This window comes from Brevibacillus sp. FSL L8-0520 (assembly GCF_037963895.1).
GTDB classification, from domain to species: domain Bacteria; phylum Bacillota; class Bacilli; order Brevibacillales; family Brevibacillaceae; genus Brevibacillus; species Brevibacillus borstelensis.
In genome coordinates this window covers 302,501-326,710 of sequence record NZ_CP150171.1, presented here as the reverse complement: position 1 = coordinate 326,710, position 24,210 = coordinate 302,501, and the positions used below count along the sequence as shown (strand labels likewise).

At 50.8% G+C, this 24,210-nt stretch carries 28 protein-coding genes and 1 other annotated feature (1 of these 29 running past the window's edge); of the genes, 1 reads left to right on the top strand and 27 read right to left on the bottom strand.

Features of this window, described 5'->3' with window-relative positions:
• Window positions 1-280: 280 nt before the first annotated feature.
• The 18 genes from NSQ24_RS01875 to NSQ24_RS01790 form a co-directional block, all read right to left on the bottom strand.
• Window positions 281-877 carry a class I SAM-dependent methyltransferase gene (locus NSQ24_RS01875; protein WP_003392004.1) on the bottom strand — a complete coding sequence of 199 codons (597 nt, stop codon included), beginning with the start codon at window positions 875-877 and terminating at the stop codon, window positions 281-283.
• A gap of 98 nt (window positions 878-975) precedes the next feature.
• Window positions 976-1,338 (bottom strand): 50S ribosomal protein L7/L12, encoded by a 363-nt coding sequence (rplL, locus tag NSQ24_RS01870; protein WP_003392006.1) that lies wholly within the window; start codon window positions 1,336-1,338, stop codon window positions 976-978.
• 81 nt (window positions 1,339-1,419) lie between these two features.
• Window positions 1,420-1,935 (bottom strand): 50S ribosomal protein L10, encoded by a 516-nt coding sequence (gene rplJ, locus NSQ24_RS01865; protein WP_003392008.1) that lies wholly within the window; start codon window positions 1,933-1,935, stop codon window positions 1,420-1,422.
• A gap of 22 nt (window positions 1,936-1,957) precedes the next feature.
• Window positions 1,958-2,121 (bottom strand) — a sequence feature (ribosomal protein L10 leader region).
• Window positions 2,122-2,168: 47 nt separating this feature from the next.
• Window positions 2,169-2,852 carry a 50S ribosomal protein L1 gene (gene rplA / locus NSQ24_RS01860; protein ID WP_003392009.1) on the bottom strand — a complete coding sequence of 228 codons (684 nt, stop codon included), beginning with the start codon at window positions 2,850-2,852 and terminating at the stop codon, window positions 2,169-2,171.
• Window positions 2,853-2,945: 93 nt separating this feature from the next.
• Window positions 2,946-3,371 carry a 50S ribosomal protein L11 gene (gene rplK, locus NSQ24_RS01855; RefSeq protein ID WP_003392012.1) on the bottom strand — a complete coding sequence of 142 codons (426 nt, stop codon included), beginning with the start codon at window positions 3,369-3,371 and terminating at the stop codon, window positions 2,946-2,948.
• A gap of 180 nt (window positions 3,372-3,551) precedes the next feature.
• Complete coding sequence (gene nusG, locus NSQ24_RS01850; RefSeq protein ID WP_003392014.1) at window positions 3,552-4,088, bottom strand: transcription termination/antitermination protein NusG; 537 nt, start codon at window positions 4,086-4,088, stop codon at window positions 3,552-3,554.
• 44 nt (window positions 4,089-4,132) lie between these two features.
• Window positions 4,133-4,348, bottom strand: coding sequence for a preprotein translocase subunit SecE (gene secE, locus NSQ24_RS01845; protein ID WP_003392016.1), 216 nt, complete (start codon window positions 4,346-4,348; stop codon window positions 4,133-4,135).
• A gap of 33 nt (window positions 4,349-4,381) precedes the next feature.
• Entirely contained in the window at window positions 4,382-4,531 is a 150-nt protein-coding gene (gene rpmG / locus NSQ24_RS01840; protein ID WP_003392018.1) for a 50S ribosomal protein L33, read from the bottom strand.
• Window positions 4,532-4,763: 232 nt separating this feature from the next.
• A complete protein-coding gene (gene sigH / locus NSQ24_RS01835; RefSeq protein WP_003392020.1) occupies window positions 4,764-5,414 on the bottom strand; it encodes an RNA polymerase sporulation sigma factor SigH in 651 nt (216 codons plus the stop codon).
• 80 nt (window positions 5,415-5,494) lie between these two features.
• On the bottom strand, window positions 5,495-6,019 hold the full coding sequence (locus NSQ24_RS01830) for an NYN domain-containing protein (protein ID WP_003392022.1): 525 nt from the start codon (window positions 6,017-6,019) through the stop codon (window positions 5,495-5,497).
• A 1-nt stretch (window position 6,020) separates the two neighbouring features.
• Window positions 6,021-6,776, bottom strand: coding sequence for a 23S rRNA (guanosine(2251)-2'-O)-methyltransferase RlmB (rlmB, locus tag NSQ24_RS01825; RefSeq protein ID WP_003392024.1), 756 nt, complete (start codon window positions 6,774-6,776; stop codon window positions 6,021-6,023).
• Complete coding sequence (locus tag NSQ24_RS01820) at window positions 6,769-7,182, bottom strand: Mini-ribonuclease 3 (RefSeq protein ID WP_339167144.1); 414 nt, start codon at window positions 7,180-7,182, stop codon at window positions 6,769-6,771. Before NSQ24_RS01820 ends, rlmB begins: the two co-directional genes overlap by 8 nt.
• Before the next feature lie 16 nt (window positions 7,183-7,198).
• On the bottom strand, window positions 7,199-8,605 hold the full coding sequence (gene cysS / locus NSQ24_RS01815) for a cysteine--tRNA ligase (protein WP_024984060.1): 1,407 nt from the start codon (window positions 8,603-8,605) through the stop codon (window positions 7,199-7,201).
• A complete protein-coding gene (gene cysE / locus NSQ24_RS01810; RefSeq protein ID WP_003392031.1) occupies window positions 8,586-9,251 on the bottom strand; it encodes a serine O-acetyltransferase in 666 nt (221 codons plus the stop codon). Before cysE ends, cysS begins: the two co-directional genes overlap by 20 nt.
• Before the next feature lie 411 nt (window positions 9,252-9,662).
• A complete protein-coding gene (gene gltX, locus NSQ24_RS01805; RefSeq protein ID WP_003392032.1) occupies window positions 9,663-11,129 on the bottom strand; it encodes a glutamate--tRNA ligase in 1,467 nt (488 codons plus the stop codon).
• Between the two features lie 82 nt (window positions 11,130-11,211).
• A complete protein-coding gene (gene ispF / locus NSQ24_RS01800; protein WP_003392034.1) occupies window positions 11,212-11,685 on the bottom strand; it encodes a 2-C-methyl-D-erythritol 2,4-cyclodiphosphate synthase in 474 nt (157 codons plus the stop codon).
• Window positions 11,682-12,374: a 2-C-methyl-D-erythritol 4-phosphate cytidylyltransferase gene (gene ispD, locus NSQ24_RS01795; RefSeq protein WP_339167141.1), complete on the bottom strand. Its 693-nt coding sequence runs from the start codon at window positions 12,372-12,374 to the stop codon at window positions 11,682-11,684. The genes ispF and ispD overlap by 4 nt, the downstream gene beginning before the upstream one ends.
• 74 nt (window positions 12,375-12,448) lie before the next feature.
• Window positions 12,449-13,540, bottom strand: a complete 1,092-nt coding sequence (locus NSQ24_RS01790) for a PIN/TRAM domain-containing protein (protein ID WP_003392038.1) — start codon at window positions 13,538-13,540, stop codon at window positions 12,449-12,451.
• Between the two features lie 291 nt (window positions 13,541-13,831).
• Here NSQ24_RS01790 and NSQ24_RS01785 point away from each other — a divergent pair, with 291 nt between their 5' ends.
• On the top strand, window positions 13,832-14,227 hold the full coding sequence (locus NSQ24_RS01785; protein ID WP_339167139.1) for a DUF1573 domain-containing protein: 396 nt from the start codon (window positions 13,832-13,834) through the stop codon (window positions 14,225-14,227).
• A 91-nt stretch (window positions 14,228-14,318) separates the two neighbouring features.
• On the opposite strand, the gene pssA is transcribed toward NSQ24_RS01785, so the two are convergent.
• The 9 genes from pssA to NSQ24_RS01740 all read right to left on the bottom strand — a co-directional run.
• Window positions 14,319-15,047, bottom strand: coding sequence for a CDP-diacylglycerol--serine O-phosphatidyltransferase (gene pssA, locus NSQ24_RS01780; RefSeq protein WP_003392042.1), 729 nt, complete (start codon window positions 15,045-15,047; stop codon window positions 14,319-14,321).
• A gap of 114 nt (window positions 15,048-15,161) precedes the next feature.
• Window positions 15,162-16,238, bottom strand: a complete 1,077-nt coding sequence (disA, locus tag NSQ24_RS01775; protein ID WP_003392045.1) for a DNA integrity scanning diadenylate cyclase DisA — start codon at window positions 16,236-16,238, stop codon at window positions 15,162-15,164.
• 10 nt (window positions 16,239-16,248) lie between these two features.
• Entirely contained in the window at window positions 16,249-17,619 is a 1,371-nt protein-coding gene (gene radA, locus NSQ24_RS01770; RefSeq protein ID WP_003392047.1) for a DNA repair protein RadA, read from the bottom strand.
• Between the two features lie 120 nt (window positions 17,620-17,739).
• A complete protein-coding gene (locus NSQ24_RS01765; protein ID WP_003392048.1) occupies window positions 17,740-20,193 on the bottom strand; it encodes an ATP-dependent Clp protease ATP-binding subunit in 2,454 nt (817 codons plus the stop codon).
• 95 nt (window positions 20,194-20,288) lie between these two features.
• Window positions 20,289-21,353 (bottom strand): protein arginine kinase, encoded by a 1,065-nt coding sequence (locus NSQ24_RS01760; RefSeq protein WP_003392050.1) that lies wholly within the window; start codon window positions 21,351-21,353, stop codon window positions 20,289-20,291.
• An 18-nt stretch (window positions 21,354-21,371) separates the two neighbouring features.
• Complete coding sequence (locus tag NSQ24_RS01755) at window positions 21,372-21,890, bottom strand: UvrB/UvrC motif-containing protein (RefSeq protein WP_003392052.1); 519 nt, start codon at window positions 21,888-21,890, stop codon at window positions 21,372-21,374.
• Window positions 21,891-21,918: 28 nt separating this feature from the next.
• Window positions 21,919-22,383 carry a CtsR family transcriptional regulator gene (locus NSQ24_RS01750; protein ID WP_003392054.1) on the bottom strand — a complete coding sequence of 155 codons (465 nt, stop codon included), beginning with the start codon at window positions 22,381-22,383 and terminating at the stop codon, window positions 21,919-21,921.
• A gap of 212 nt (window positions 22,384-22,595) precedes the next feature.
• Window positions 22,596-23,267, bottom strand: a complete 672-nt coding sequence (locus tag NSQ24_RS01745; RefSeq protein ID WP_243014647.1) for an HAD-IA family hydrolase — start codon at window positions 23,265-23,267, stop codon at window positions 22,596-22,598.
• 9 nt (window positions 23,268-23,276) lie between these two features.
• Window positions 23,277-24,210: the 3' portion of a glycosyltransferase gene (locus NSQ24_RS01740; RefSeq protein WP_003392058.1), read on the bottom strand. The gene runs 188 nt beyond the window's last position; 934 of the gene's 1,122 nt are visible here — the last part of the coding sequence; its start codon lies beyond the right edge, outside the window — the gene reads right to left on this strand; the stop codon is at window positions 23,277-23,279.

Below are 24,210 nucleotides of genomic sequence, written 5' to 3'. Positions count from 1 at the left end.
TTTCAGCAGACGAATGCCTTGGTGCGAGCAAAAATAAAAATGGGTTAAAGCAGCGTTACCATTTTTAACCCAAAGGAAATCTATTTTATAAGAATTCCCATCTTTTTACACCGTCATTCCTCCTTTGATAAAAAAGCAGGAAAGCCGTTTTGATAATGAGAACTGCTAAAAAAATAGACATTAATCCCATATTGACATTTTATAATGCTAACATAATGAAATATGCACGTCAAGGGACTATTTTTTATTTCTTGCCTGCCGTGCGCAGATGTGCGTTCTGCTACTTCCTCGCTCTAAAAATGGAATACCCTTTTTTCTTGTCTACCTCTTCGACTTCGCGGTAGACTTCCTGCAGCTTTCGCAAAGCGGAAGGCGCCCCTTGTTTCTTCTGAATCACTACCCACATCTCGCCGCCTTCGGCAAGCAGCTCGTACCCTTCCGTAAAAATGCGATGGACGATCTCCTTGCCGGCCCGAATCGGCGGATTGGTTACAATGACGTCAAACACCCGCCCCTGAACAGCGCTGTACACATCACTGACAAGGATCTCCACATTCGTGATCCCGTTCAATTGAGCATTTCGACGGGCCAGTTCAACTGCACGCTCGTTGACATCGAGCATCGTAACCTGCCCCTTGTTGGCCAGCTTGGCTGCAGTTAGCCCCATCGGCCCGTACCCGCAGCCAACATCCAGCACGCGGGCATGCTCATCGAACTCCATCGTCTCGATTAGCAGCTGACTGCCAAAATCAACCCGATCCCGGGAGAATACACCCGCATCCGTAATAAAACGAAGCTCATGCCCCCGCAGTGTGAACGTAAACTGCTGCTCGTCATGCTTGGCTCCCGGGCGGCTCGTGTAGTAGTGATCTGCCACGTATGGTCCACCTTTCCTCTTCGATAGGCTTGGTTCCTTCTTACAGAAAATCCCCCTGCCGCAGGCAAGGGGATATATTCCACTTTCAGGAAGCTAACTTACTTCACTTCTACAGTTGCGCCAGCTTCTTCGAGTTTTGCTTTGAGGGATTCTGCTTCTTCTTTGGAAACGCCCTCTTTGAGTGTTTTTGGAGCGTTGTCTACCAGGTCTTTTGCTTCTTTCAGACCCAGGCCAGTCAGCTCGCGAACAACTTTGATAACGTTGATTTTGGAAGCGCCGCCGCTTACCAGGTTTACAGTGAATTCAGTTTGCTCAGCAGCAGCTTCAGCTCCGCCACCAGCAACTACAGCTACAGGAGCAGCAGCAGTTACGCCGAATTCTTCTTCAATTGCTTTTACCAGATCGTTCAGTTCGAGAACGGACATACCTTTGATCGCTTCCAAGATTTGCTCTTTGCTCATCTTATTGTCCTCCCATTCATGGATAAGTGTATTGGTTCGGTTGCTCACACAACCAGTTGGGTTTGTAACCCGTTCAGGCGATTACGCGCCTTGGCCTTCTTTTTGCTCGGAAACGGCTTTGACTGCCAGTGCGAAGTTGCGCACAGGAGCTTGCAGCACGCTGAGAAGCATGGACAGGAGACCTTCGCGGGAAGGCAGTGCTGCCAGCGCTTTGATTTCATCAGCGCCCACTACTTTTCCTTCGATTACGCCACCCTTGATTTCCAGCTTTTCGTTTTTCTTCGCAAATTCAGCGATGATTTTCGCAGGAGCGATTACATCTTCAGTGGAGAACGCGATTGCGTTTGGACCGGTGAGGTACTGATCCAGTTCAGTCAGGTTCTCTTTCGCTGTAGCGAGTCGAGTCAGTGTGTTTTTCAGAACTACGAATTCGATACCTGCTTCACGCAGTTGTCTACGCAGCTCAGTTACTTGCGCTACAGTCAGACCGCGGTAATCAGCGACTACTGTTGTTTGGCTATTGCGCAGTTTTGTAGCGATTTCATTTACCGCTTGTACTTTCTCTTCACGAATAACGGTTGGACGAATTTCTGCCAATGGTTACACCTCCCGTGCTCTATCCTGGAAAAAAGAATGCCCTCGTAGCATCTACGAGGGCATAATGTATATCGTCAAAGGAAATCTAGCATTTCCTCTATCCGCTTCATTACACGCCTCGGAGGGATATTAAGCAGGGCTTTTGGGCTCTGCACCTTCTGTCTACGGCATGGCATATTCTTTTCATCAACAGGAACTATCTTATCAACTTCCACCAGGGAAGTCAACTATCATTATTTTACAGCTACACGAACGCCAGGACCCATCGTGGAGCTGATGGATACGTTTTTCATGTAAACGCCTTTTGCTGCCGCTGGTTTCGCACGGTTCAGCGCTTCAGTCAGCGCAGCGAGGTTTTCAGCCAGCTTCTCGGCATCAAAGGAAACTTTACCGATTGGAGCGTGGATGTTACCTGCTTTGTCAACGCGGTACTCAATTTTACCAGCTTTGATTTCGTTAACGGCTTTGGTTACATCAAATGTAACGGTACCGGTTTTCGGGTTTGGCATAAGGCCTTTTGGACCGAGCACGCGACCCAGTTTCCCTACTTCACCCATCATGTCAGGGGTAGCTACGACTACGTCAAAGTCGAACCAACCGCCTTGAATTTTTGCGATCATGTCTGCATCGCCGACATAATCTGCACCAGCTGCTTCTGCTTCTTTCGCTTTTTCGCCTTTCGCGAAAACGAGAACGCGCTGTACTTTACCAGTACCGTGCGGCAGAACAACTGCACCGCGGATTTGTTGGTCAGCACGCTTCGGGTCTACACCCAGACGGAATGCTGCTTCCACGGATTCGTCAAACTTAGCAGAAGCTGCTTTTTTAACCAGCTCGATACCTTCTGCTACTTCGTATACTTTGTTCTTGTCAATCAGCTTCGCAGCCTCTTGGTACTTCTTGCCACGTTTTGCCATGTTTTAAAATCTCCCTTCAATGTGGTCGTAGCGGTTTGATCCTCCCACAAACAAGGGGCACAGCTCGTGTACCCCTCATTGCAACAAAGACAATTAGTCTTCGATCACGATACCCATGGAACGAGCGGTACCTTCCACCATGCGCATAGCCGCTTCCACGGTTGCTGCGTTCAGGTCAGGGCGCTTCAGTTCAGCGATTTCACGAACTTTATCGCGTTTCAGGGTAGCAACTTTCGTCTTGTTCGGCACGCCGGAACCAGACTCGATACCAGCAGCTTTCTTCAGCAGAACAGCAGCCGGCGGAGTTTTCGTAATGAAAGTAAAGGAACGGTCTTCAAAAACAGTAATTTCTACTGGAATGATCATTCCTACTTCGCTCTCAGTACGAGCGTTGAATTCTTTACAGAATCCCATGATGTTTACACCAGCTTGACCGAGAGCCGGACCTACTGGAGGTGCAGGATTCGCTTTACCTGCCGGGATTTGCAATTTAATTACGCGGATAACCTTCTTAGCCACGTAAGACACCTCCTTACTTCACATGTGGTTATTACGGGGGAATGCCCCCTCCCACTGTTTTGCCGAAAGTCCTATGTAGACTTTCCATCTATAGTGAGAGTGCAAGAAACCCCTTATGGTTGGGGAAATAAGAAACAACATGAAATGTACCACATAGCGTGGTCATTTTCAAGATGAATCCTAATCCAATTTTTGAATCTGTGTAAAGTCTAGCTCGACCGGCGTTTCGCGACCGAAGATATCGACCAGTACGCGAACCTTTTGTCTGTCAGGGTGAATCTCGATGATTTCTCCGGTACGGTTGGAGAACGGACCGTCAGTCACGCGCACCATGTCACGAAGATCAAAATCGACTTTGATTTTGGGAATCTCGATCCCCATCTGACGCAGGATCATATCGGCCTCTTCAGGACGAAGCGCTGTCGGTTTGGAACCAGCGCCCGTGGATCCGACAAAGCCGGTAACCCCAGGGGTGTTGCGCACGACATACCAAGAGTCGTCGGTCATCACCATTTCAACAAGGACATATCCTGGAAACACCTTTTTCGTGACGGTGCGCTTTTTGCCGTCCTTCGTCTCCACTTCTTCTTCCGTGGGTACGAGAACGCGGAAGATCTTGTCTTCCATGCCCATCGACTCGACGCGCTTCTCCAGATTTGTCTTTACCTTGTTTTCATAACCCGAGTACGTATGAACCACATACCATGCTTTTTCCATATCCACAAGGACGTTATCCGTCCGTCCCTCCTAGGCGTGCAAAATTACGTTCCTAAAATCAAATCAATAAGGCGCGAGATACCCAGATCAACGACAAAGAAGAAAGCAGCGAGAAGCGTAACCGTAATGAGAACGACGACCGTGTAGGTGGTCAATTCCTTTCGGTTTGGCCAGCGGACCTTCTTCAGTTCTGATTTCACATCGCCGAAAAATTCACCGGTCCGGCGAAAACTAGATCCTATTCTTGCTAGGAAACCCACACTGCCACCCCCTGACTTCGTCGCTTCCGTTCATTACTTCGTTTCGCGATGAAGGGTCTGCTTCTTGTCACGGGAGCAATACTTTTTCAGCTCGACACGCTCAGTAGTAGTGCGCTTGTTTTTCGTGGAGATATAGTTACGCTCGCCACACTCAGTGCACGCCAACGTGATGTTTACTCGCATTTATTGCCACCTCCATCTCATTTCAAACCTACGTATTCAAAAGAACAAGGATAAAATAGTACGGGAAAACCGCTACTTTTTCCTGACCATTTTAACAAAGCAACCATAGGCAAGAGAGAAATGTGGCCATGGTTACCTAAACAAATTTATCATACCAGTCAACCCATGTCAACAAAACGTCTTGACAAAGCGGAAGCATTTTGTTCCAAAAGAAAAGAGAGATTCTGCGATGCTACAGATGAATCTCTCTGCCTTCCAAATACTTTTCCAATTTGCGTTTTACCCGCTGCAGGGCATTGTCTATCGATTTGACATGCCGCTTGAGTTCTACAGCAATTTGCTGATAGGATCGGCCGTCCAAATACAGCATCAATACCTGACGCTCCAGATCGCTCAGAATTTCGCTCATCTTCCCTTCGATGTCGTCGAATTCTTCGCGATTGATGAACAATTCTTCAGGGTCAGTCACCTTCGTCCCGCAAATCACATCGAGCAGGGTGCGGTCAGAATCTTCATCGTATATAGGCTTGTCCAGCGATACATACGAGTTGAGCGGAATATGCTTTTGCCGGGTTGCTGTCTTAATCGCAGTAATAATCTGACGGGTTATGCACAATTCGGCAAACGCCTTGAACGACGTGAGCTTGTCCCCTCGGAAGTCGCGAATAGACTTGTACAATCCAATCATGCCTTCTTGGACGATGTCTTCGCGGTCTGCCCCAATGAGAAAATAGGACCTCGCTTTTGCCCTTACGAAATTCTTGTACTTGTTGATCAAGTACTCTAAGGCTTCGGCATCATTGTCACGAACCAGATCAACTACCTCTTCGTCGGACATTAACTCATATTGGGCATGCTTCAGCTCCTTGAGGTCAACGCTCACAATGATCCCCCCGCCATCCGGTTATTCCACAGATAGGGCTATTATACATGCGCCGTAAAAAAGCGTCAACCGAATCCAGGTTATTCCCTTCGCCATTTTTCGAATATTTTCGCTATTTCCCCATCCAAGGAAATACGCGTGGAGAAGCGTTCTTCACGAGTCTTCTCCACCTGCTCTTTGATCTCCTTGCCGATACTTTCCATGTCATGAAGCAACTCCCTCGCTGACTTGCGCAAGGCTCCCTGGCCAAAAATGACACGCTGGGATGTATAGTCCGAGGTCGCTACATAAATTTGTCGATTTTTCGCGTAATGTTCTGCCACAAGCTGCTCAATTTTTTCATCGGCCGTCTCTTTTTTCTTGGTGAAATAGATGTCTATCTGATAATCGCTCATCTGTCTTCCGATACCCGGCACATTGTAGGCATCAAATACGATAATGACCTTTATGCCCGTAAAGCTCTGGTAATCTGCCAGCTTGGAGATCAACAGATCACGGGCTTCGTCCATGCGCTCCTCCTCTTTGAGCACGCGCAGGTCGGGCCAGGCTCCGATGATGTTATAGCCGTCAACAATCAAAAGTTGCTTGGCTTTCCTTTTTGCCATGTCACTTCACCTGTGCCGACAAAGGACTCCTCGCGCGGTAAACTTCGTACATGAGAAGGGCAGCAGCTACTGAGGCATTCAGCGAGGTGACATTTCCCGCCATGGGCAGGCTGTACAGGAAATCACAGTTGTCCTTTACCAATCTGCTCATGCCCTTGCCTTCGCTGCCGATCACGATCGCCAGCGGCATCGAGTAATCGCCTTGGCGGAAGTCTTGTTTGGCACTGGCGTCCGTCCCGGCGATCCAGACGCCTTTTTCCTTCAGTTCCTCCATCGTACGAACCAGGTTGGTCACCCGCGCTACGGGGACGTAGTTGATTGCGCCGGCGGAGGCCTTTGCTACAGTCGCCGTCAAACTGACCGAACGCCGTTTCGGAATGACAATTCCGTGCGCTCCCACCGCATCTGCCGTCCGCATGATGGACCCCAGGTTGTGGGGGTCCTCGAGCTCATCGAGCAGTATGAGGAACGGCAGTTCATTGCGTTCCTCGGCTCTCTTCAGAATGTCCTCCACTTCGACGTAGTCATAGGCGGCGACTGAGGCAATCACACCCTGGTGATTGTCGGTGCCGCAAAGCTGGTCGAGCTTTTTGCGGTTTGCCGTGGTGACAATCACCCCTTGCTCCTTGGCAAGGGAAAAAATGGGTCCCATCAAATTTTTATTGGTCCCTTCCGCTATCCATATCTTGTTCATGGTACGGCCAGACCGCAACGCCTCGATAATCGGATTCTTTCCGACAATCCACTCTTCACTCATGTCCGTATACTCCTTCCACAATGGCAAATGCCTGCTCCATAATCTCCGCCAGCCGCTCTTCTTTCCCGCACAGATACAAGTAGCCGACGAGCGCCTCAAAAGAGGTAGCGTGCCGGTAATCGATAATATCGGCATTCTTTGCGCTGGAGCCGGATTTGGCGTTGCGCCCGCGCCTCACCACCGCTGCCTCCTCTTCCGTGAACAGAGGCATCAGGGTCAGCAGGATGTTAGCCTGCGCTTTTGCAGAGACGTACTGATTGGCCGTCTTGTGAAGCACATTTGGCTTGACCAGACCTTTTGCGATTAAATGGTAGCGAACGCAATGCGAATACGTAGCGTCGCCCAAAAAAGCGAGCACCAGCGGATTTAACAAATGCGGGTCTTTTGATAGCTCTTCCTTTTGCATGTTTTGTTATGCCCCTTTATTTTCTGCGCCAGCGAACACCTTGAGGGGTATCCTCCAGTACAATTCCCTTTTCGCTGAGGAGATCGCGAATCTCGTCGGCACGAGCAAAGTTGCGTAAGCGGCGCGCTTCCGTACGCTCTCCGATGAGCGCCTCCACCTCGCTGTCCAGCAGCTCCTCCGCCTGTTCAAGCTGCACGCCGAGTACGCTCGTCAGCTCCGTCAGCAGCGAGAGATACTGCTCGACTTGCTCCCGACCGACATTTTGATTGCGCAAGTACAGATTGGCTTCCTTGACGACCTCGTAAACGACCGTAATCGCATTGGCCGTATTCAGATCGTCGTCCATCTCGGCAATGAACTGTTCCCGCAGCTGACTGATCGTGCGGGCCTGTTCTTCGGCCAGCCCGTTCGGCTCCTGCGGCCGGGCAGTCTCCAGGCGATGGCGGAGATTGGCGTAAGCCGTCTTAATGCGCTCCAATCCATTGGCAGCCTGTTCGAGAAGATCATCGCTGAAGTTGATCGGATTGCGGTAGTGACCCTGCAGCATGAAAAATCGGATCAGCTCTCCGCCGTAATGCTGGATCAGGTCGCGTGCAAGGATGAAGTTTCCGAGCGACTTGGACATTTTTTCATTGTTGATGTTGAGCATACCGTTGTGAAGCCAGTAGCGGGCAAATACTTTTCCCGTGTAGCACTCAGATTGGGCAATTTCATTTTCATGGTGAGGGAAAACAAGATCGGCTCCCCCCGCGTGAATATCGATCTGGTCTCCGAGAAACTTCAATGCCATTGCCGAGCACTCGATATGCCAGCCGGGACGGCCTTCTCCCCACGGACTGCTCCAGCTTACCTCACCCGGCTTGGCTGCCTTCCACAGGGCGAAATCAAGCGGATTTTCCTTCTTTTCATTGATCTCTACGCGTGCCCCCGCCTGCAGCTCATCGAGAGGCTGATGGGACAGCTTGCCGTACTCGGTGAAACGGCCAGTGCGGAAATAAACGTCACCCTCACTATCATAGGCATATCCTTTTTCAATCAGTCCTTCGATAAACTGAATGATCTCCGGAATGGTCTGCATGACCCTGGGCTGGATGTCCGGCGGCAGGATATTGAGGGAACGCAGATCTTCGTTAAAGGCGTCTGTATACCGATCTGCCACCTCTTTTACCGTGATGCCCTCCTCGTTGGCTTTCCGGATCAGCTTATCGTCGACATCTGTAATATTTTGCACAAAAGTAACCTCGTAGCCCCGGTATTTCAGGTAGCGGCGGAGCGTATCAAACACAATGGCCGGACGGGCATTGCCGATGTGGATGTAGTTGTACACAGTCGGTCCGCACACGTACATCTTCACTTTGCCGGGTTCCAGTGGAACAAACGCTTCCTTTTGTTTGGTCAGCGTATTAGTGAACTGAATGCTCATTATCCTTCTTATCCTCCCTCAAAGCGCTCACTTCTTTGCGCAACTGCTCGATTTCCTGCTGCATGGTCCGAATCATGTCCGCCACCGGGTCGGGCAAATTGACGTGGTCCAGATCATTCGTGACCTTTTTTCCGTCCTGTATGCGGATGCGGCCCGGAATACCTACGACCGTAGAATTGGGCGGCACCTCCTGCAGCACGACCGAGCCTGCCCCGATCTTGGAATTATCTCCGATTTTAAAGGAACCCAGCACTTTAGCCCCTGAAGCGATAATTACATTATTGCCTACAGTCGGATGCCGCTTCCCTTTTTCCTTGCCTGTCCCGCCCAATGTTACCCCTTGATAAATGGTGACATTGTCACCGATCTCACAGGTCTCCCCGATCACGACACCCATCCCGTGGTCAATAAACAGCCGGTTGCCGATCTTGGCCCCTGGATGAATCTCGATTCCGGTGATGAAGCGGAAAAACTGCGAAATAGCCCGCGCAAGCGTAAACCAACCGGCTTTCCAGCACTTATGGGCAATGCGATGTCCCCATATCGCATGAAGTCCGGAATACGTCAACACCACTTCGAATGTGCTGCGTGCTGCCGGATCACGCTCAAATACTGCCTGAATGTCATCCCTCATCTGTGAAAGCACAGGGTTTCACCTCCTGCTTCGTTTACCTCTCCAAAAATGATTGCTGAAAAAAATGATTGTAGAAAAACAAAAACGCCTCTGCCGCCTTCGAATCAGAAGGAGGCAGAGACGGGTTGAACCGCGGTTCCACTCTGCTTAGATCGCCAATTGTCCGTCAAAATGAACGAACACGGCAAATCTCGCTCTTTCCCGATAACGGCGGGCCACCGATTGCCCTACTGCCGGTCTTGTCAATACAGATAGACGCCGGGTTCGGGGTCACAGCTCACAGGTGCATTTCCTGACAGGTCTCGCCGGACGGCTCTCACCTTTCCATCCTCTCTTTGGACGAGACTTGCTGCAGTACTCTCCTGGTCATAGCTATATTGCATCAGGCGATCAAAAACGTCCGCCCTTGCAGTATTCATTTCCTTACTCGCCGTTTGCCAATACGCGCTTTACACGCTCAAGCACGGTCTGTTGTCCCAGCAGATAGAGCGTTTCCGCCAGATCGCGGCCATGCGCCTGACCGGTGGCCGCAACGCGGACCGGCATGAACAGAGCCTTTCCTTTATGGCCTGTTTCTTTCTGCACGTCTTTCAAAATGGCCTTGATCGTATCTGCATTATATTCAGCAGCCGCCTCAAGGTGTTTGGCAAAGGAAGTCAATACCTCCGGCAATTGCGGTTCCTTGAGTACAGCTCTTGCCTCTTCATCGTACACCACTTCTTCGAGGAAGAAAAGAGCGGCCAGCGGCACAATCTGCGCACAGTACGACATCTGCTCCTGATAGAGGGCGACGATGCTGCGTACCCACGCCTTTTTCTCCTCGCTCAGTTCCTCATCGATAAAGCCGGCTTTTTGCAAATGAGGAATGCACATCTCCGTAATCAGATCAACCGATTGACGTTTGATGTAGAAGTTGTTCATCCAGTTCATTTTCGTGGAGTCGAACACTGCCGGCGATTTGCTCACGCGCTCTTCCGAGAACAGCTTGATCAGCTCGTCCAGCGAGAAGATCTCTTCTTCTCCGCCTGGAGACCAGCCGAGCAGCACCAGGAAGTTGACGATCGCGTCCGGCAGGAAACCGAGCTCGCGATACTGTTCAATAAACTGGATGATGCTCTCGTCGCGCTTGGACATCTTTTTGCCTTCCTGATTGAGGATCAGCGCCAGATGGCCAAACTGAGGCGGCTCCCAGCCAAACGCTTCGTAAATCATCAGCTGGCGAGGCGTATTGGACAGATGCTCCTCCCCGCGGAAGACGTGACTGATCTTCATCAGGTAGTCGTCAATGACAACAGCAAAATTGTAAGTCGGGATCCCGTCCGGTCGACAGATGACAAAGTCGCCCATCTCTTTGGAATCAAACGTAACCTGCCCGCGAATCAAATCGTTGACCACGTACTGTTTGTCATCCGGCACCATAAAGTGGATGGATGGGGTGCGGCCCTCCCTTTCGTACTGTTCACGCTGTTCCGGTGTAACATGGCGATGCTTCTCCAGGATGCGCGGCGTTTCTCCACGGGCGATCTGTTCCTCACGCTCCGCATCGAGCTCTTCCTTGGTCGCGTAACAGTAGTACGCTTTCCCTTCAGCCAGCAGCTGATCGATGTACTTGCGGTAAATGTCGAGACGATCCATCTGGCGGTAAGGTCCGTACGGGCCGCCGATGTCCGTCCCCTCTTCCCAGGTGATGCCCAGCCACTTCAGATTTTTCATCTGTTCTTCGTCGGCGTTTTCTACGTTCCGGGTCTGATCCGTATCCTCGATCCGAACGATGAAAGAGCCTCCGTGATGCTTGGCGAACAAATAGTTGAAAAGTGCAGTGCGCGCACCGCCAATATGTAAATGTCCAGTCGGACTTGGAGCATACCGTGTGCGGATTTCTTTAGCCATGATTGCGCCATCCTTTCGTGAAGCAATAATCGCTTCCTTCTGTCACTTCGTATCTACGGGTTAATCTTACACCCAGTCCGCATTACTTGACAAGCAAGCAGGCGGCTTGGGCAGCAATTCCCTCTCCTCGTCCGGTAAAGCCCAATTTTTCCGAGGTGGTGGCCTTTACGTTAACCTGCGACAAATCCTCTGCTTCAAGCACTCTGGCAATCAGCTCGCGCATCTGCGGAATATAAGGGGCCATTTTGGGAGCCTGCGCAATGATCGTAGCGTCGAGGTTGCCCAGACGGTATCCCTTTTGTTTAACCAGCTCCCACACATGCTCCATCAGCTTGACGCTGTCGGCATCTTTAAAGGCAGGGTCCGTATCGGGAAAGTGACGGCCGATATCGCCCTCGCCAATCGCCCCGAGCAATGCGTCGCTGATCGCGTGCAGCAGGACATCAGCGTCCGAGTGGCCGAGCAGCCCTTTTTCATACGGGATCGTTACTCCGCCAATAATGCAGGGACGTCCCTCCACTAATTGATGTACATCAAAGCCTTGTCCGATTCTCATAATCCCTCTCCCTTTCTTCTCCGCAAGATTTCTTCTCCAAACCACAGATCATCCGGCGTGGTGATCTTGATGTTTTCGTAACTTCCCCGGACAACACTGACGGTATGCCCCAGCCATTCGACCAGCATCGCGTCGTCGGTACCTGTCTTGCCTGCCTGCAATGCCGCTTCATGCGCCTCTCGCAACAAGGAAACGAGAAAAGCTTGTGGGGTTTGGACCGCCCACAAGCTCTCGCGTGCCGGGGTCGACTGGACTACTCCGTCAGCCCCTACCACTTTGATGGTATCCTTGACGGGAACGGCCATGATCGAAGCCCGATCACGCCGCACCTGCCGAATCATCTCGCTGATTTGTTCACGAGTTACGAAAGGACGGGCAGCATCGTGTACCAGCACGTACGAGCAGTCTGAGGAAAGAGCAGCCAAGCCGTTTCTGACGCTGTCCTGCCTTTCGGCTCCGCCAAGCACAACGGTCAGCTTCAGCTTCTCCTGGCGCTTCCACTTCAGTACCTCTTCATGATCCTGTGCGCTTACCACCAGTACAATTTCCCCGATTTCGGGATGGCTGGTGAACAGGCGTACCGTACGAGTCAAGATCGGCTCACCGCCAAGCGGCAGCCAAAGCTTGTTACGTTCTGCTCCCATGCGCTTCCCGGAACCAGCCGCAACGATTACGACTCCCGTTTCCACGTTACTTCCTCTCCAGTCTCTCTGCTCTGGATGTTCGAAAAGGGAGGCTGCATCCCTCCCCTTCGCTTCATCCCTTACAACGCTTTTTCCAAAAGCTTCGGCTTGGCGAAGATCATCCTTCCAGCCGATGTTTGCAATACGCTGGTTACGAGCACTTCCAGATCGTGCCCGATGTAGTCGCGGCCGCCCTCAACGACGATCATCGTGCCATCGTCGAGATAAGCCACTCCCTGGCCATGCTCCTTGCCGTCCTTGATGACTTGCACAGTCAGCTCTTCGCCCGGGAGCACCACCGGTTTTACTGCATTGGCCAGATCGTTGATATTCAGGACAGCCACTCCCTGCAGCTCGCACACCTTGTTCAGGTTGAAATCATTGGTGACGACTTTGCCGTTCATCACCTTCGCCAGCTTGATCAGCTTGCTGTCCACTTCCGAAACTTCTTCAAAGTCTCCCTCGTAGATCTGAACCTTTACCTTCATTTCCTTTTGAATCTTGTTTAGAATGTCCAGACCGCGACGTCCGCGGTTTCTTTTCAGTACATCGGAAGAATCTGCGATATGCTGCAGCTCCTCCAGCACAAAACCGGGGATAACGAGTACGCCCTCGAGAAAGCCGGTCCGGCAAATGTCGGCGATTCGTCCGTCAATAATCACGCTTGTATCCAGGATCTTGTACTCCACGTTGGACGGAGACCCGCCACTTTCCTTCTTGGACTTGTCCTTGCGCCCGATGGAAAAGACGGACATGATCTCGTCGCGCTTGCGGAATCCCACCTGAAAGCCGAGATAGCCGAGTAATGCGGAAACCATCAGCGGCAGCAAATCGCTGACTACCGGTATCGGGATGTTGCTGAGCTGGAGAAATAATAAAAAGGCAACGATAAGACCAATAATCAACCCCAAAGCTCCAAACATGACATCCACGATCGGCAATTTTAACAGCGTCTCTTCACCCCAGCGGACGATTCTCAATGTGTAATCGACAAACCAGTTGGCGAAGAAGAAGAACAGCACGGCTCCCAAAACAGCTCCGATGTAGCTTGTGTACTTAAAGTCACCAAAATTTAAAAGCGTGTTCAAGAGGTTAAAAAGATCAGGACCAAACTTGAAGCCCAAACCTCCTCCGACAAGTATAAAACAAATTTTCCCTAATCGGCGAACCATGCTTTCACCTCCTTGATATTAATATAGACAGAAGCTTTGCTGAAAAACCCTGCTTATCAAAAACATAATGCTAACGAATATGCTGCGAGACTTTCCCTCACTATAACAAAAGTTAAATTCTAGTGTCAAATAGCCAAAAATTTTAACATACATGGCAATTTAACGTCAATGGAGAACTTCCGTTTCCCTCGGTTTCAAATTGACAGCAGCCGGATTCCCTTCTTATAATGACAGTAATGCATTGAATAAAAATTCTGAAGATGGTAGCAGCCTAAAGCAGAGGTGAATCATATGGAAAAGCGAAACGTGGACGACTTTCAATCCCAAGTTTCGGAGCTGCTGATCAGACATCGCAGCGTTCTGGACGTTATGTCCAAAGTTCAAGAAAGCACAGCCCGCATCAACCGTTCACTCACCAAAGCCATCACCGAATGCGGCTGTGTCGAAGTAGTGGCCAGAAAGCAAACCTACGATCCCCAAAAAAGCCTGCAGGATAACCAGACACTGCTGGACACACATTTTTCCGGCCCTTTGTGCGAGCATTGCCGTGACGTAGTTACCGCTGAACTGGGCAAAAATCTCTTTTATCTCACTGCGCTATGCAATATTACTGATATCCGGCTCGAAGATGTCATCCAAAAGGAATCGGAGCGGTTACATACCCTTGGTGTATTTAACCTTTCATAAAGCTCCCATTTGGTATTACGAATGAAACAACAAAAAAGTTGCGTGCTCACAGAAAAAACCCGCTTCCATAGAGCGGGTTTTTTGCGCGCGGTTATTCAAATGGCAGCGATTCGTTTTCTTCCTTCTTTTCTTTTCGCAATTTTTTCAGAAGTAGGTCAACGTTTTTTTTTATCCCGTAAAGTGCGTAAAATGCCAATGGCAAGAAGACAATTTTCGGGAACTGCTGCGGGTATTTGACCGCGAAAACGACTACGATCGCAACGATAATGGGTGTGATCCAATACGCTGCTTTGGGAATCCCCACTTTTTTGAAGTTGGGGTACTTGATGTTGGATACCATCAGAAAAGCGAGCAGCAGCATGCTGACCGCGAGCAACGCTACATTAAACACATGATGGTACAGCGCAAGCGTAGCCAACACCCCGCCTGCAGCCGTAATCGGCAACCCGATAAAATAGCCTGGCACACCTGCTTGTACGTTAAAACGGGCCAGTCGCAAAGCACCGCAGATCGGGAAAACGGCTGTCACGAAAATGCCGATCAAATTGAGATCTTGCAGGGCCACCACGTACATGATAAAAGCCGGGGCCACTCCAAATGTAATCACGTCGGAAAGAGAATCCAATTCTTTGCCAAATTCGCTCTGTGCATTCAGCATGCGAGCCACGCGTCCATCCAGACCATCCATCAACATACCAATAATTACCGTAATCGCAGCATACTCCACATATTGGTTGCCCTGAAAGGCGAGAATGATGGCTACGATACCCAAGAACAAATTGCTCACGGTTAGCATGTTCGGTAACGATTTAACGAACATAGACTACCTCCTGGTTTCCTGCGCAAAGGAGAAACGGGTATGGCAATTCTGCCAGCCCTTGCTTTGTAATCCTTTGGCAATATCAAAACAATAATGTCTCTATCCTATTCTAACTCAAATGTGTCTGTCAATGAACACCTGTTCTTGAATTCTCTTCAGTCCGTCTTTGATCGCCCGTGCGCGAACCTCTCCAATGCCGTCAACCTCGTCCAGTTCTTCGATCGTTGCCATCATGATTCGGGGCAAATTGTGAAAATGCTCAACGAGATTTGAGATGATTGAAATGGGAAGGCGAGGAATTTTGTGCAGGATCCGATACCCGCGGGGCGAGAGAGACTCTTCCAGCATGTTCGGGTTGGCCGAATAACCGAGAATCCGTAAAAAAGCCCCCATTTCGAGCACCTCTTCTGCTGAGAGCTTTTTCATCTCCTTCAAGACTTGCTCTGGCTGCACGGCAGGATTTTTGGCGTAATCGCGGATCAGCATGTGCGCTTCTTCTTCGATATTGCCGACCAATTCCTCCAGCTGCATGGTGACAAGCCGGCCTTCCGTCCCTAATTCGTATATATATTTGGTGATCTCTGCTTTAATGCGCAGCACCATTTCGATTCTCTGCAGCACAGAGGTTACCTCATGGAGCGTCACCAGCTCTTCGAACTCCAGCGCTCCGAGGTTGGTTAGGGTCTGATCGAGTACAGCCTTGTACTTTTCCAGCGTGGAAATCGCTTGGTTGGCCTTGGCCAGAATCACGCTGATCTCGTTCAGGACATAGCGGAATGGACCTTGGTACAAGGTAATGACGTTGCGGCGCTGGGAAATGGCGATGACCAGATAGTTTGTGTGCAGTGCTGTTCTTTGCGCCGTTCGATGGCGGGTCCCTGTTTCACTCGAAGGGATCGCAGCGGGAGGAAACAACTGGGTATTGGCATACAAGATTTTTTTTGCATCCTCACTAACTATGATCGCCCCGTCCATCTTGGCCAATTCATATAAATGTGCCGGAGTGAAGTCGCAATTAATGGAAAACCCCCCGTCGACAATGTTCTTCATATCCGGACCGAATCCGACAACGATCAAACCGCCGGTTTTGGCCCGCAGCACGTTTTCCAATCCCTCTCGGAGCGGGGTTCCGGGAGCAACAAGACGAAGCACATCGCTGTAGACAGGTTCTCTTTTGTTTGTATCAAGCATACAGGTGCCCCTACCCCCTTAGCACTTCGCTTAATGCTTCCGAAATATTGCTTACACCGACTACCTCGATGTCCGATGGAACGTCAAGACCGCGGATATTTTTGGACGGGATGATCACCCGTTTGAATCCTAGCTTGTGCGCTTCGCGAATCCGCTGTTCAATCCGGGACACGCCGCGGACTTCACCCGTTAATCCCACTTCCCCGATCACGACATCATGGGGATTGGTCGCGTGATCGCGAAAGCTGCTGGCAATGCTGACAGCTATCGCCAAATCGACAGCGGGCTCATCCAAACGGACACCGCCAGCCACGTTGACATAGGCATCCTGATTTTGCAGCATGAGACCCATGCGCTTCTCAAGCACTGCCATGATCATGCCGACTCGCTGGTGATCCACGCCGGTAGCCATCCGACGCGGGGTCACAAAGCTGGTCGGTGCAACCAGCGCCTGAAGCTCTACCAGAACCGGCCTGGTTCCCTCCATGCTGGCCACTACAGTCGAGCCAGCGACGCCGACCGGACGTTCTGCCAAAAATATTTCCGAAGGGTTTCCAACTTCCTCCAGCCCCTTTTCTTTCATCTCAAAGATGCCGATTTCATTCGTCGAGCCAAAGCGGTTTTTTACTGCTCGCAAAATGCGGAACGTATTATGCCGTTCCCCTTCAAAGTACAAGACCGCATCCACCATATGCTCCAGCATGCGGGGCCCGGCAATCGCGCCTTCCTTCGTCACGTGACCGACGATAAATGTCGCGATTCCTTTTCCTTTGGCGATTCGCATCAGTTGAGAGGTTGTTTCCCTTACCTGTGCGACACTCCCCGCCGCTGATTGGACAGCGGGATGGAAGACAGTCTGAATCGAGTCGATGATCAGGACCTGGGGATCGACCTGGGCAATGTGCTGCTCAATGAGCTCCAAATCGTTTTCTGCAAGCACATACATCGGCGGCGTGCTCATTCCGAGCCGATCGGCACGCAATTTGATTTGCTTGGCGGACTCCTCGCCGGATACGTACAAGACCTTTATTCCCCCGTGTGCAAGCGCGAACGACGTTTGCAACAGCAAGGTAGACTTCCCGATCCCCGGGTCTCCGCCGACCAGAACCATTGAGCCGGGAACGAGCCCTCCGCCCAGAACCCGGTTTAATTCACCTATCGTTGTATCCATCCGCGGCTCTTCTTCGCCGGCCACCTCTGTCAGCGGAAGGGCTGCTGTTTGCCGCTGTCCGCCACGCAAACTCTCATGACGGGAGGCGGTCTTTACCGCAACCTCTTCCACCATCGTATTCCAATTGTTGCATCCAGGACATTTCCCCATCCATTTGGGCGATTCATAGCCACATTCTTGACACGCGTATTTCGTTTTATACTTGGACATAGTTTGTACCTCGTTTTGGGATTCTCCTCTATACGATTATCATACATGATGAAAACAAAAAAAGAATACCTCCTGTATATTGAGGAGGTACCCTTTCTAAACGTTTGCCTAAACCTCTGGTTATGAGGTTGTTTTCTCCAGACGTTTTACTACAAGCTTTTCATCTTCAGCATCTATCGAAACAGTGTCGCCTTTGCTGATGCTGCCTTTCAAAAGTTCTTCGGACAATCTGTCTTCGATGTTGCGCTGGATAGCGCGGCGCAGCGGCCTTGCCCCGTAAGCGGGATCGAAGCCCTCCTTGGCCAGCACTTTCTTGGCAGCATCGGTAAGTTGGAAATCGATCTCCTGCTCTCTCAGACGCTTGCGAAGATCTTCGGTCATCAAGGAAACAATCTGCTCGATATGCTCCTGCTCCAGCGAGTGGAAGACGATGACTTCGTCAATCCGGTTCAGGAACTCGGGGCGGAAGCTTTTCTTCAGTTCTTCCATGACCTTGTCTTTCATGTCCTGGTATTTCTTCTCTGTTTCATTGCCGGCGGTGAAGCCGAGCGTTGTGTTTTTCTTGATCAGGTTGGCTCCGACGTTGGATGTCATAATCACAACCGTGTTGCGGAAATCAACGGTTCTGCCTTTGGAGTCGGTCAGGCGTCCATCGTCCAGCACCTGCAGGAGAATGTTGAAGACATCCGGATGCGCCTTTTCAATTTCGTCCAAAAGGATGACGGAATACGGTTTGCGGCGGACCTTCTCTGTCAGTTGACCGCCTTCATCGTAACCGACATATCCCGGAGGAGCTCCGACCAGACGCGCCGTGGAATGTTTCTCCATGTACTCCGACATGTCGACCCGAATCATCGCGTCCTCGTCGCCAAACAGCGTCTCGGCAACCGCCCGGGCCAATTCCGTTTTCCCTACCCCTGTAGGGCCAAGGAAGATGAAGGAGCCGATCGGACGTTTCGGGTCTTTCAAGCCGGCACGAGCACGGCGGACGGCGCGAGCAACCGATTTGACTGCCTCATCCTGCCCGATCACTCGATCATGCAGAATTTCTTCCATTTTCAAGAGGCGCTCTGTCTCTTCTTCTTTCAGCTTGACGACCGGGATTCCGGTCCAGTTGGCCACTACGTGGGCGATATCTTCAGGAGTGACCTCCATGTTCAGTTGGCCCTGACGCTCTTTCCAGTCCTTCTTCGTTTTTTCCAGTTCTTCGCGCAGCTTCTGCTCCTTGTCGCGCAGAGACGCTGCTTCTTCGAACTCCTGAGACTGGACAGCCGCGTCCTTTTCCTTGCGCACTTCTTCCAGACGCCCTTCCAGTTCCTTCAGATTAGGCGGAACAGTAAAGGATTGGAGACGTACTTTGGACGCCGCTTCGTCGATCAAGTCAATTGCTTTGTCCGGCAGGAAGCGGTCTGTAATGTAACGGTCAGACAGTTTTACCGCCTGTTCAATCGCTTCATCGGTAATTTTCACACGGTGATGCGCCTCATAGCGATCACGCAAGCCATGCAGGATTTTGATCGCGTCCTCTGTGTTCGGCTGATCGACCTGAATCGGCTGGAAACGGCGCTCGAGGGCTGCGTCCTTTTCAATATACTTTCGGTATTCATCCAGCGTGGTTGCGCCGACACACTGAAGCTCACCGCGTGCCAGAGCTGGCTTCAAAATGTTGGATGCATCAATCGCACCCTCTGCTCCGCCTGCACCGATCAAGGTGTGCAGCTCGTCGATAAAGAGAATGATATTTCCGGCCTGACGAATCTCATCCATGATTTTTTTCAGGCGGTCTTCAAATTCCCCGCGATACTTGGTGCCGGCGACGACTGTCCCCATGTCCAGCGTCATCACGCGCTTGTCGCGAAGCGTTTCAGGGATTTCGTTGTTGATGATCTTTTGCGCAAGTCCTTCGGCAATTGCCGTCTTCCCGACACCAGGCTCCCCGATCAACACGGGGTTGTTCTTGGTGCGGCGGCTCAACACCTGGATCACTCGCTCAATCTCTTTTTGGCGTCCGATCACCGGATCAAGTCCGCCATCACGGGCGATTGCGGTCAAGTCTCTTGCCAGACTGTCCAGGGTCGGCGTATTGGCCGCAGGATTGCTGCCTGACGGCTGGTGGGAATTCATCATTTCCGAGCTTCCCAAAAGCTGCAGGACTTGTTGGCGGGCTTTGTTCAGGCTTACACCCAGATTGTTCATGATTCGTGCGGCAATGCCTTCTCCTTCACGAATCAACCCAAGCAGGATATGCTCGGTGCCCACATACGTGTGCCCCAGCTTTCGGGCTTCGTCCATGGAAAGCTCAATCACTTTTTTGGCACGGGGTGTGTAGTTTGGGGTATAGTTTCCGCCCGCTTGCTCAGTCCCGCGGCCAATCAAGGATTCTACTTCACTTTGAATTTTATCGAGACCAAGTCCGAGCGACTGCAACGCCTTGGCTGCAATCCCCTCTCCTTCACGAATGAGACCGAGCAGCACATGCTCTGTTCCGATATCCTTATGACCCAATCTAACGGCCTCTTCCAAGGCGAGTGCCAACACTTTTTGCGCGCGTTCGGTAAAACGTCCAAACATCATATCTTCTGCACCTCCAGTAACCATCTTTATATTCTATGCGTTGTTTCCTTATATTTTTGCGTATAACAGCGATGATGGACAGCGAAAATTCTTGTTTACTGTCGAGCAGACAGTTTCTCCCGAATCAGCCTTGCTCTGCGTTCGTCCCGCTGGTCGGGCGACAGCTTTTGACCTGCGTGATGCTGCAGGAAGCCCGGCTGAGTCGTCACGAGCAATTCATTTAAGACGAGATGGGAAATGTTTTTCACAATCCCCAGATCAATCCCCAATCTGACATCGGAAAGCCTTTGGGCTGCTTCCTTGGATTCAACCGTCCGGGCGTACTGAAGAATGCCGTACGACCGGAGAATCCGGTCCTCCAAAGTGATTCTGGAGTGTTCAACCAGGTACCGGCGAGCCACTCGCTCCTGCTCAATGATCTGCCTTGCCACACCGTACAGGTTGGAGAGGATATCCGACTCGGACATCCCGAGCGTCACCTGGTTGGAGAGCTGGAACAAGTTGCCCAGCGCTTCGCTGCCCTCTCCGTAGATGCCCCTCACGACCAATCCGACTTGATTGATCGCCTGCAATATCCGGTTGATCTGCTGTGTCATCACGAGCGCCGGCAAGTGAAGCATCACCGATGCCCGTATCCCTGTTCCCACATTGGTCGGGCAGCTCGTCAAAAAGCCTCTGTTTTCATCGAATGCGTAGTTTACATGTTTTTCAAAAATGTCGTCGATTTTTGTTCCCATATCCCACGCCTGCTGGAGTTGGAAGCCTGGCATCAGCACCTGGATGCGAATGTGGTCTTCTTCGTTTACCATGATGCTGATCGATTCGTCATTGCTTAACAGCACGGCTCCCTTTCGAGATTCTTCTGCCAAATGAGGGCTGATCAGGTGTTTCTCGACGAGGACGCGCTTTTCCAGCGGATTTACCTGTTCCATCTGGATGAGCTCGAGTGGTCCGAGCTTTTTCATCGCCTCGGTCTCGCTCACTTCTGTCACCTTGCGAACCACTTCCTCTGCCTGCGAGTCAGTAGCCAAAAGCGGGAAGGGATGCTGGCGAAGGTTCCGTGCGATCCGAAGCCTTGTACTGATGACGATGTCGGAATCAGGGCCCTCGCCCTTCATCCAGTTGCTCCAAGGGTTTTGCATAAACTGTTGTTGGGACATGTTCCTCACCTCCCCTGTTTACGATTGACCCAGCTTTTGTTCAAGTGCCTTGATGCGGTCGCGAATTTCCGCAGCTTTTTCAAACTCTTCGCTGGCGATATGCCGTTGAAGCGCTTGTTTCAGTTGCTCCAGCTCCTTGCGCCGCTTCAGTTGGCCGCCGGTACGTTCCGGAACCTTGCCGATGTGCTGCGTATTCCCGTGAATCCGTCGGAAGAGCGGATCCAGGCGGTCACCCAAAAACGTGTAGCAGTCGCTGCAGCCAAAGCGGCCGCTCTTGCTGAATTGGGCGTATGTCAGTCCGCAGGTCTCGCAGCGCAGCGCTTTGTTTGCCGGAGTGTCCTGTGTTTTTTTCTGTGCCGGATCGAAATGGAGCAGGCCGGAAAGGAGATTATGGATGCTGAAGTTATGAAAACCGGGAAAGACGTCTCCTTTTTCCTGGGCACATTGCTCGCAAATATGGTATTCGGTTTTTTCACCGTTGACGATCTTGGTCAGATGAAGCGTAGCCTGTCGTTTGCCGCATTCTTCACAGTTCATCCTATCGTCCCTCCTGCCAATGCATTGGTTACCGCAATAAAATCGTGGCGATCATCTGCTTTAACATGGTAGCCCGTAAACGGTCTCTCAATTCAGCATCCACTAAAAGCACACTGCGCGAAGTAGCGATCTTCATGAGAGCCGCCTCCCGTTGACTGACCAACTTTTCCTCCAAAAGGCGGTCGATGATCGCATAACCGACACCTTGCGTGATGCTTTCGCCAATCAGCTCTTCAGTGAGCAGCTCCTGCAGTTTGGCTTTGCTGACAATCTGTACCTTTCGAATCCGGATGTAGCCTCCGCCGCCACGCTTGCTTTCGACGACGTATCCCTTTTCTACAGTAAATCGGGTATTGATGACGTAATTGATTTGAGAAGGCACACACTGAAAGATGTCGGCAAGCTCGCTACGCTGGATCTCGATAGAGCCGTCTGGACTTTCCGTTAAAATTCGCTTTAAATGCTGCTCTATGATGTCCGAGATGTTACGCATTAGTCGCCTCCTGTTCACAGTGTTTGCTCTTTGATTATTGACTTTGACTATCTTTGACTTTAATTATAATGCGTTTTTTTGGGGTTTGCAAGAGGGTGAGACACTTTCTAGTGTTGGCAAAATGGACGGAGTTGAAACCAAAACGAAAAAGCCATCCCTCTGGAATGGCTATAAGGATTGCGCTTTTTCATTGACCGGCAAATCGTCTATTTTTATGTGTGCTGCTGATAAGGTATATGCGCCAAAAGATCGGTAAATCGGGTAATGATCACATCAGCACCATCGAGCTCGCCTGGCTTGGCGAATCCGAAGTCACACCCGATCGTTTTTAACCCGTTAGCCAGCCCCGCCTCCACATCGGAGTGCCGATCCCCGACCATGACCGCTTGTTTTACCTGATAATCCTGAAGCAGCTTGGCCACGAGGTCCTTTTTGGATCGGGTGCCAAAACGTCCAGCCGAGTAAAGATCAGTAAACAATGGTTTGATCCCGAAGTGCTCGCAAATCTCGTCGATATAGCGCTCCAACCCGTTGCTGGCGACAAAAAGTGCTGTTCCGTTGGCATGCAGCTCCTGCAAGACCTCGCGAACTCCCGGGTACAAGTCCGCAATCCCTTGTTTCAACAAGATCAGTTCATTCTTCAGCATCAGCTTGTCTGCTACTTTCTTGATCTCTTCGCTTGCTCCTGGAAGCAGTTTCTCCCACAGTTGTTCGATCGTCATCCCCAATACATTGGTCAGTTCCTGCTCATCGGGGGTGGCTCCGTTCCAGAGCCCTTTCTCTCGCAGCTCCTCAAATGTCTTCTGGAATGCGGGTGTGGAGAGCCGCTCTGTTTGCAGCAGCGTACCGTCCATGTCAAAAAGAACTGCACAGGGAATGCTCATGATGTCCTCCTATCCTTCTTCTCCCGCCGAGCTTTGCATGTCGTTGCGGATAAACTCAGCGATATTTTGTGCCGCTTTCGGTTTTGCTATTTTTTGAGCCATCCTCTTCATGTATTCCACCTTCGTGGGATCATGGAGCATCTCGTGAATAAAGTAGATCAGCTGCTCGGATACATGGGCGTGAACGGCACATCCATTGTTTAACAAGAAATGGCTGTTTCGCTCCTCCTGTCCTGGGAGCGGGTTGTAAATAATCATGGGAACCTGCTTGCTCATAACCTCAGCCGAGGTCAAGCCGCCTGATTTGGTTACAATCAGGTCGGCAATCTCCAGATACTCATGGAAGTTGTTGACAAAGCGCAGCGGTATCACATTGTGCCGATACGTATTCTCGGTTACCTTGCGATACAGCTTGTCATTCGTCCCTGTCAGGATAAACGCGGTTATTGGCATATCAATATGCTCCAGACCGGCAAGAACTTGTTCCATTGATCCAAGGCCCAATCCCCCGCCTGACAATATGATGCTCAAGTGATCGGAGGGTACCTGGAGTTTTTCCCGAACCTTATCCTTCTCCAGAGGCTGGCTATATTTGCGCATGATGGGTATGCCCATCGGAATGAACTGGGCATGGTTGTGCCGATAAATGTCCACCAGATAGTACAGCTGTTCATGAGCGATAAAGTAATAGTTAATGTGATGATTAATCCATGATGGATGAATCGTATAATCCGTGATAATGGTATAGATCGGTTCTCTCCAATCGTTTCGGCCTTTTAGTACGGAGAGCATGCAACTGGCAAATGGATGCGTCGCAATAAAAGCATCTGGTTGCACACTGTTGATCAGTTTTTTTAGTTTATTGGCCAACAATTTGTTCATTAACACGTTCATGTCAAAAAATCTGGTTTTCTCGGTGTTGTGGTAAATGCGTCCCCACATT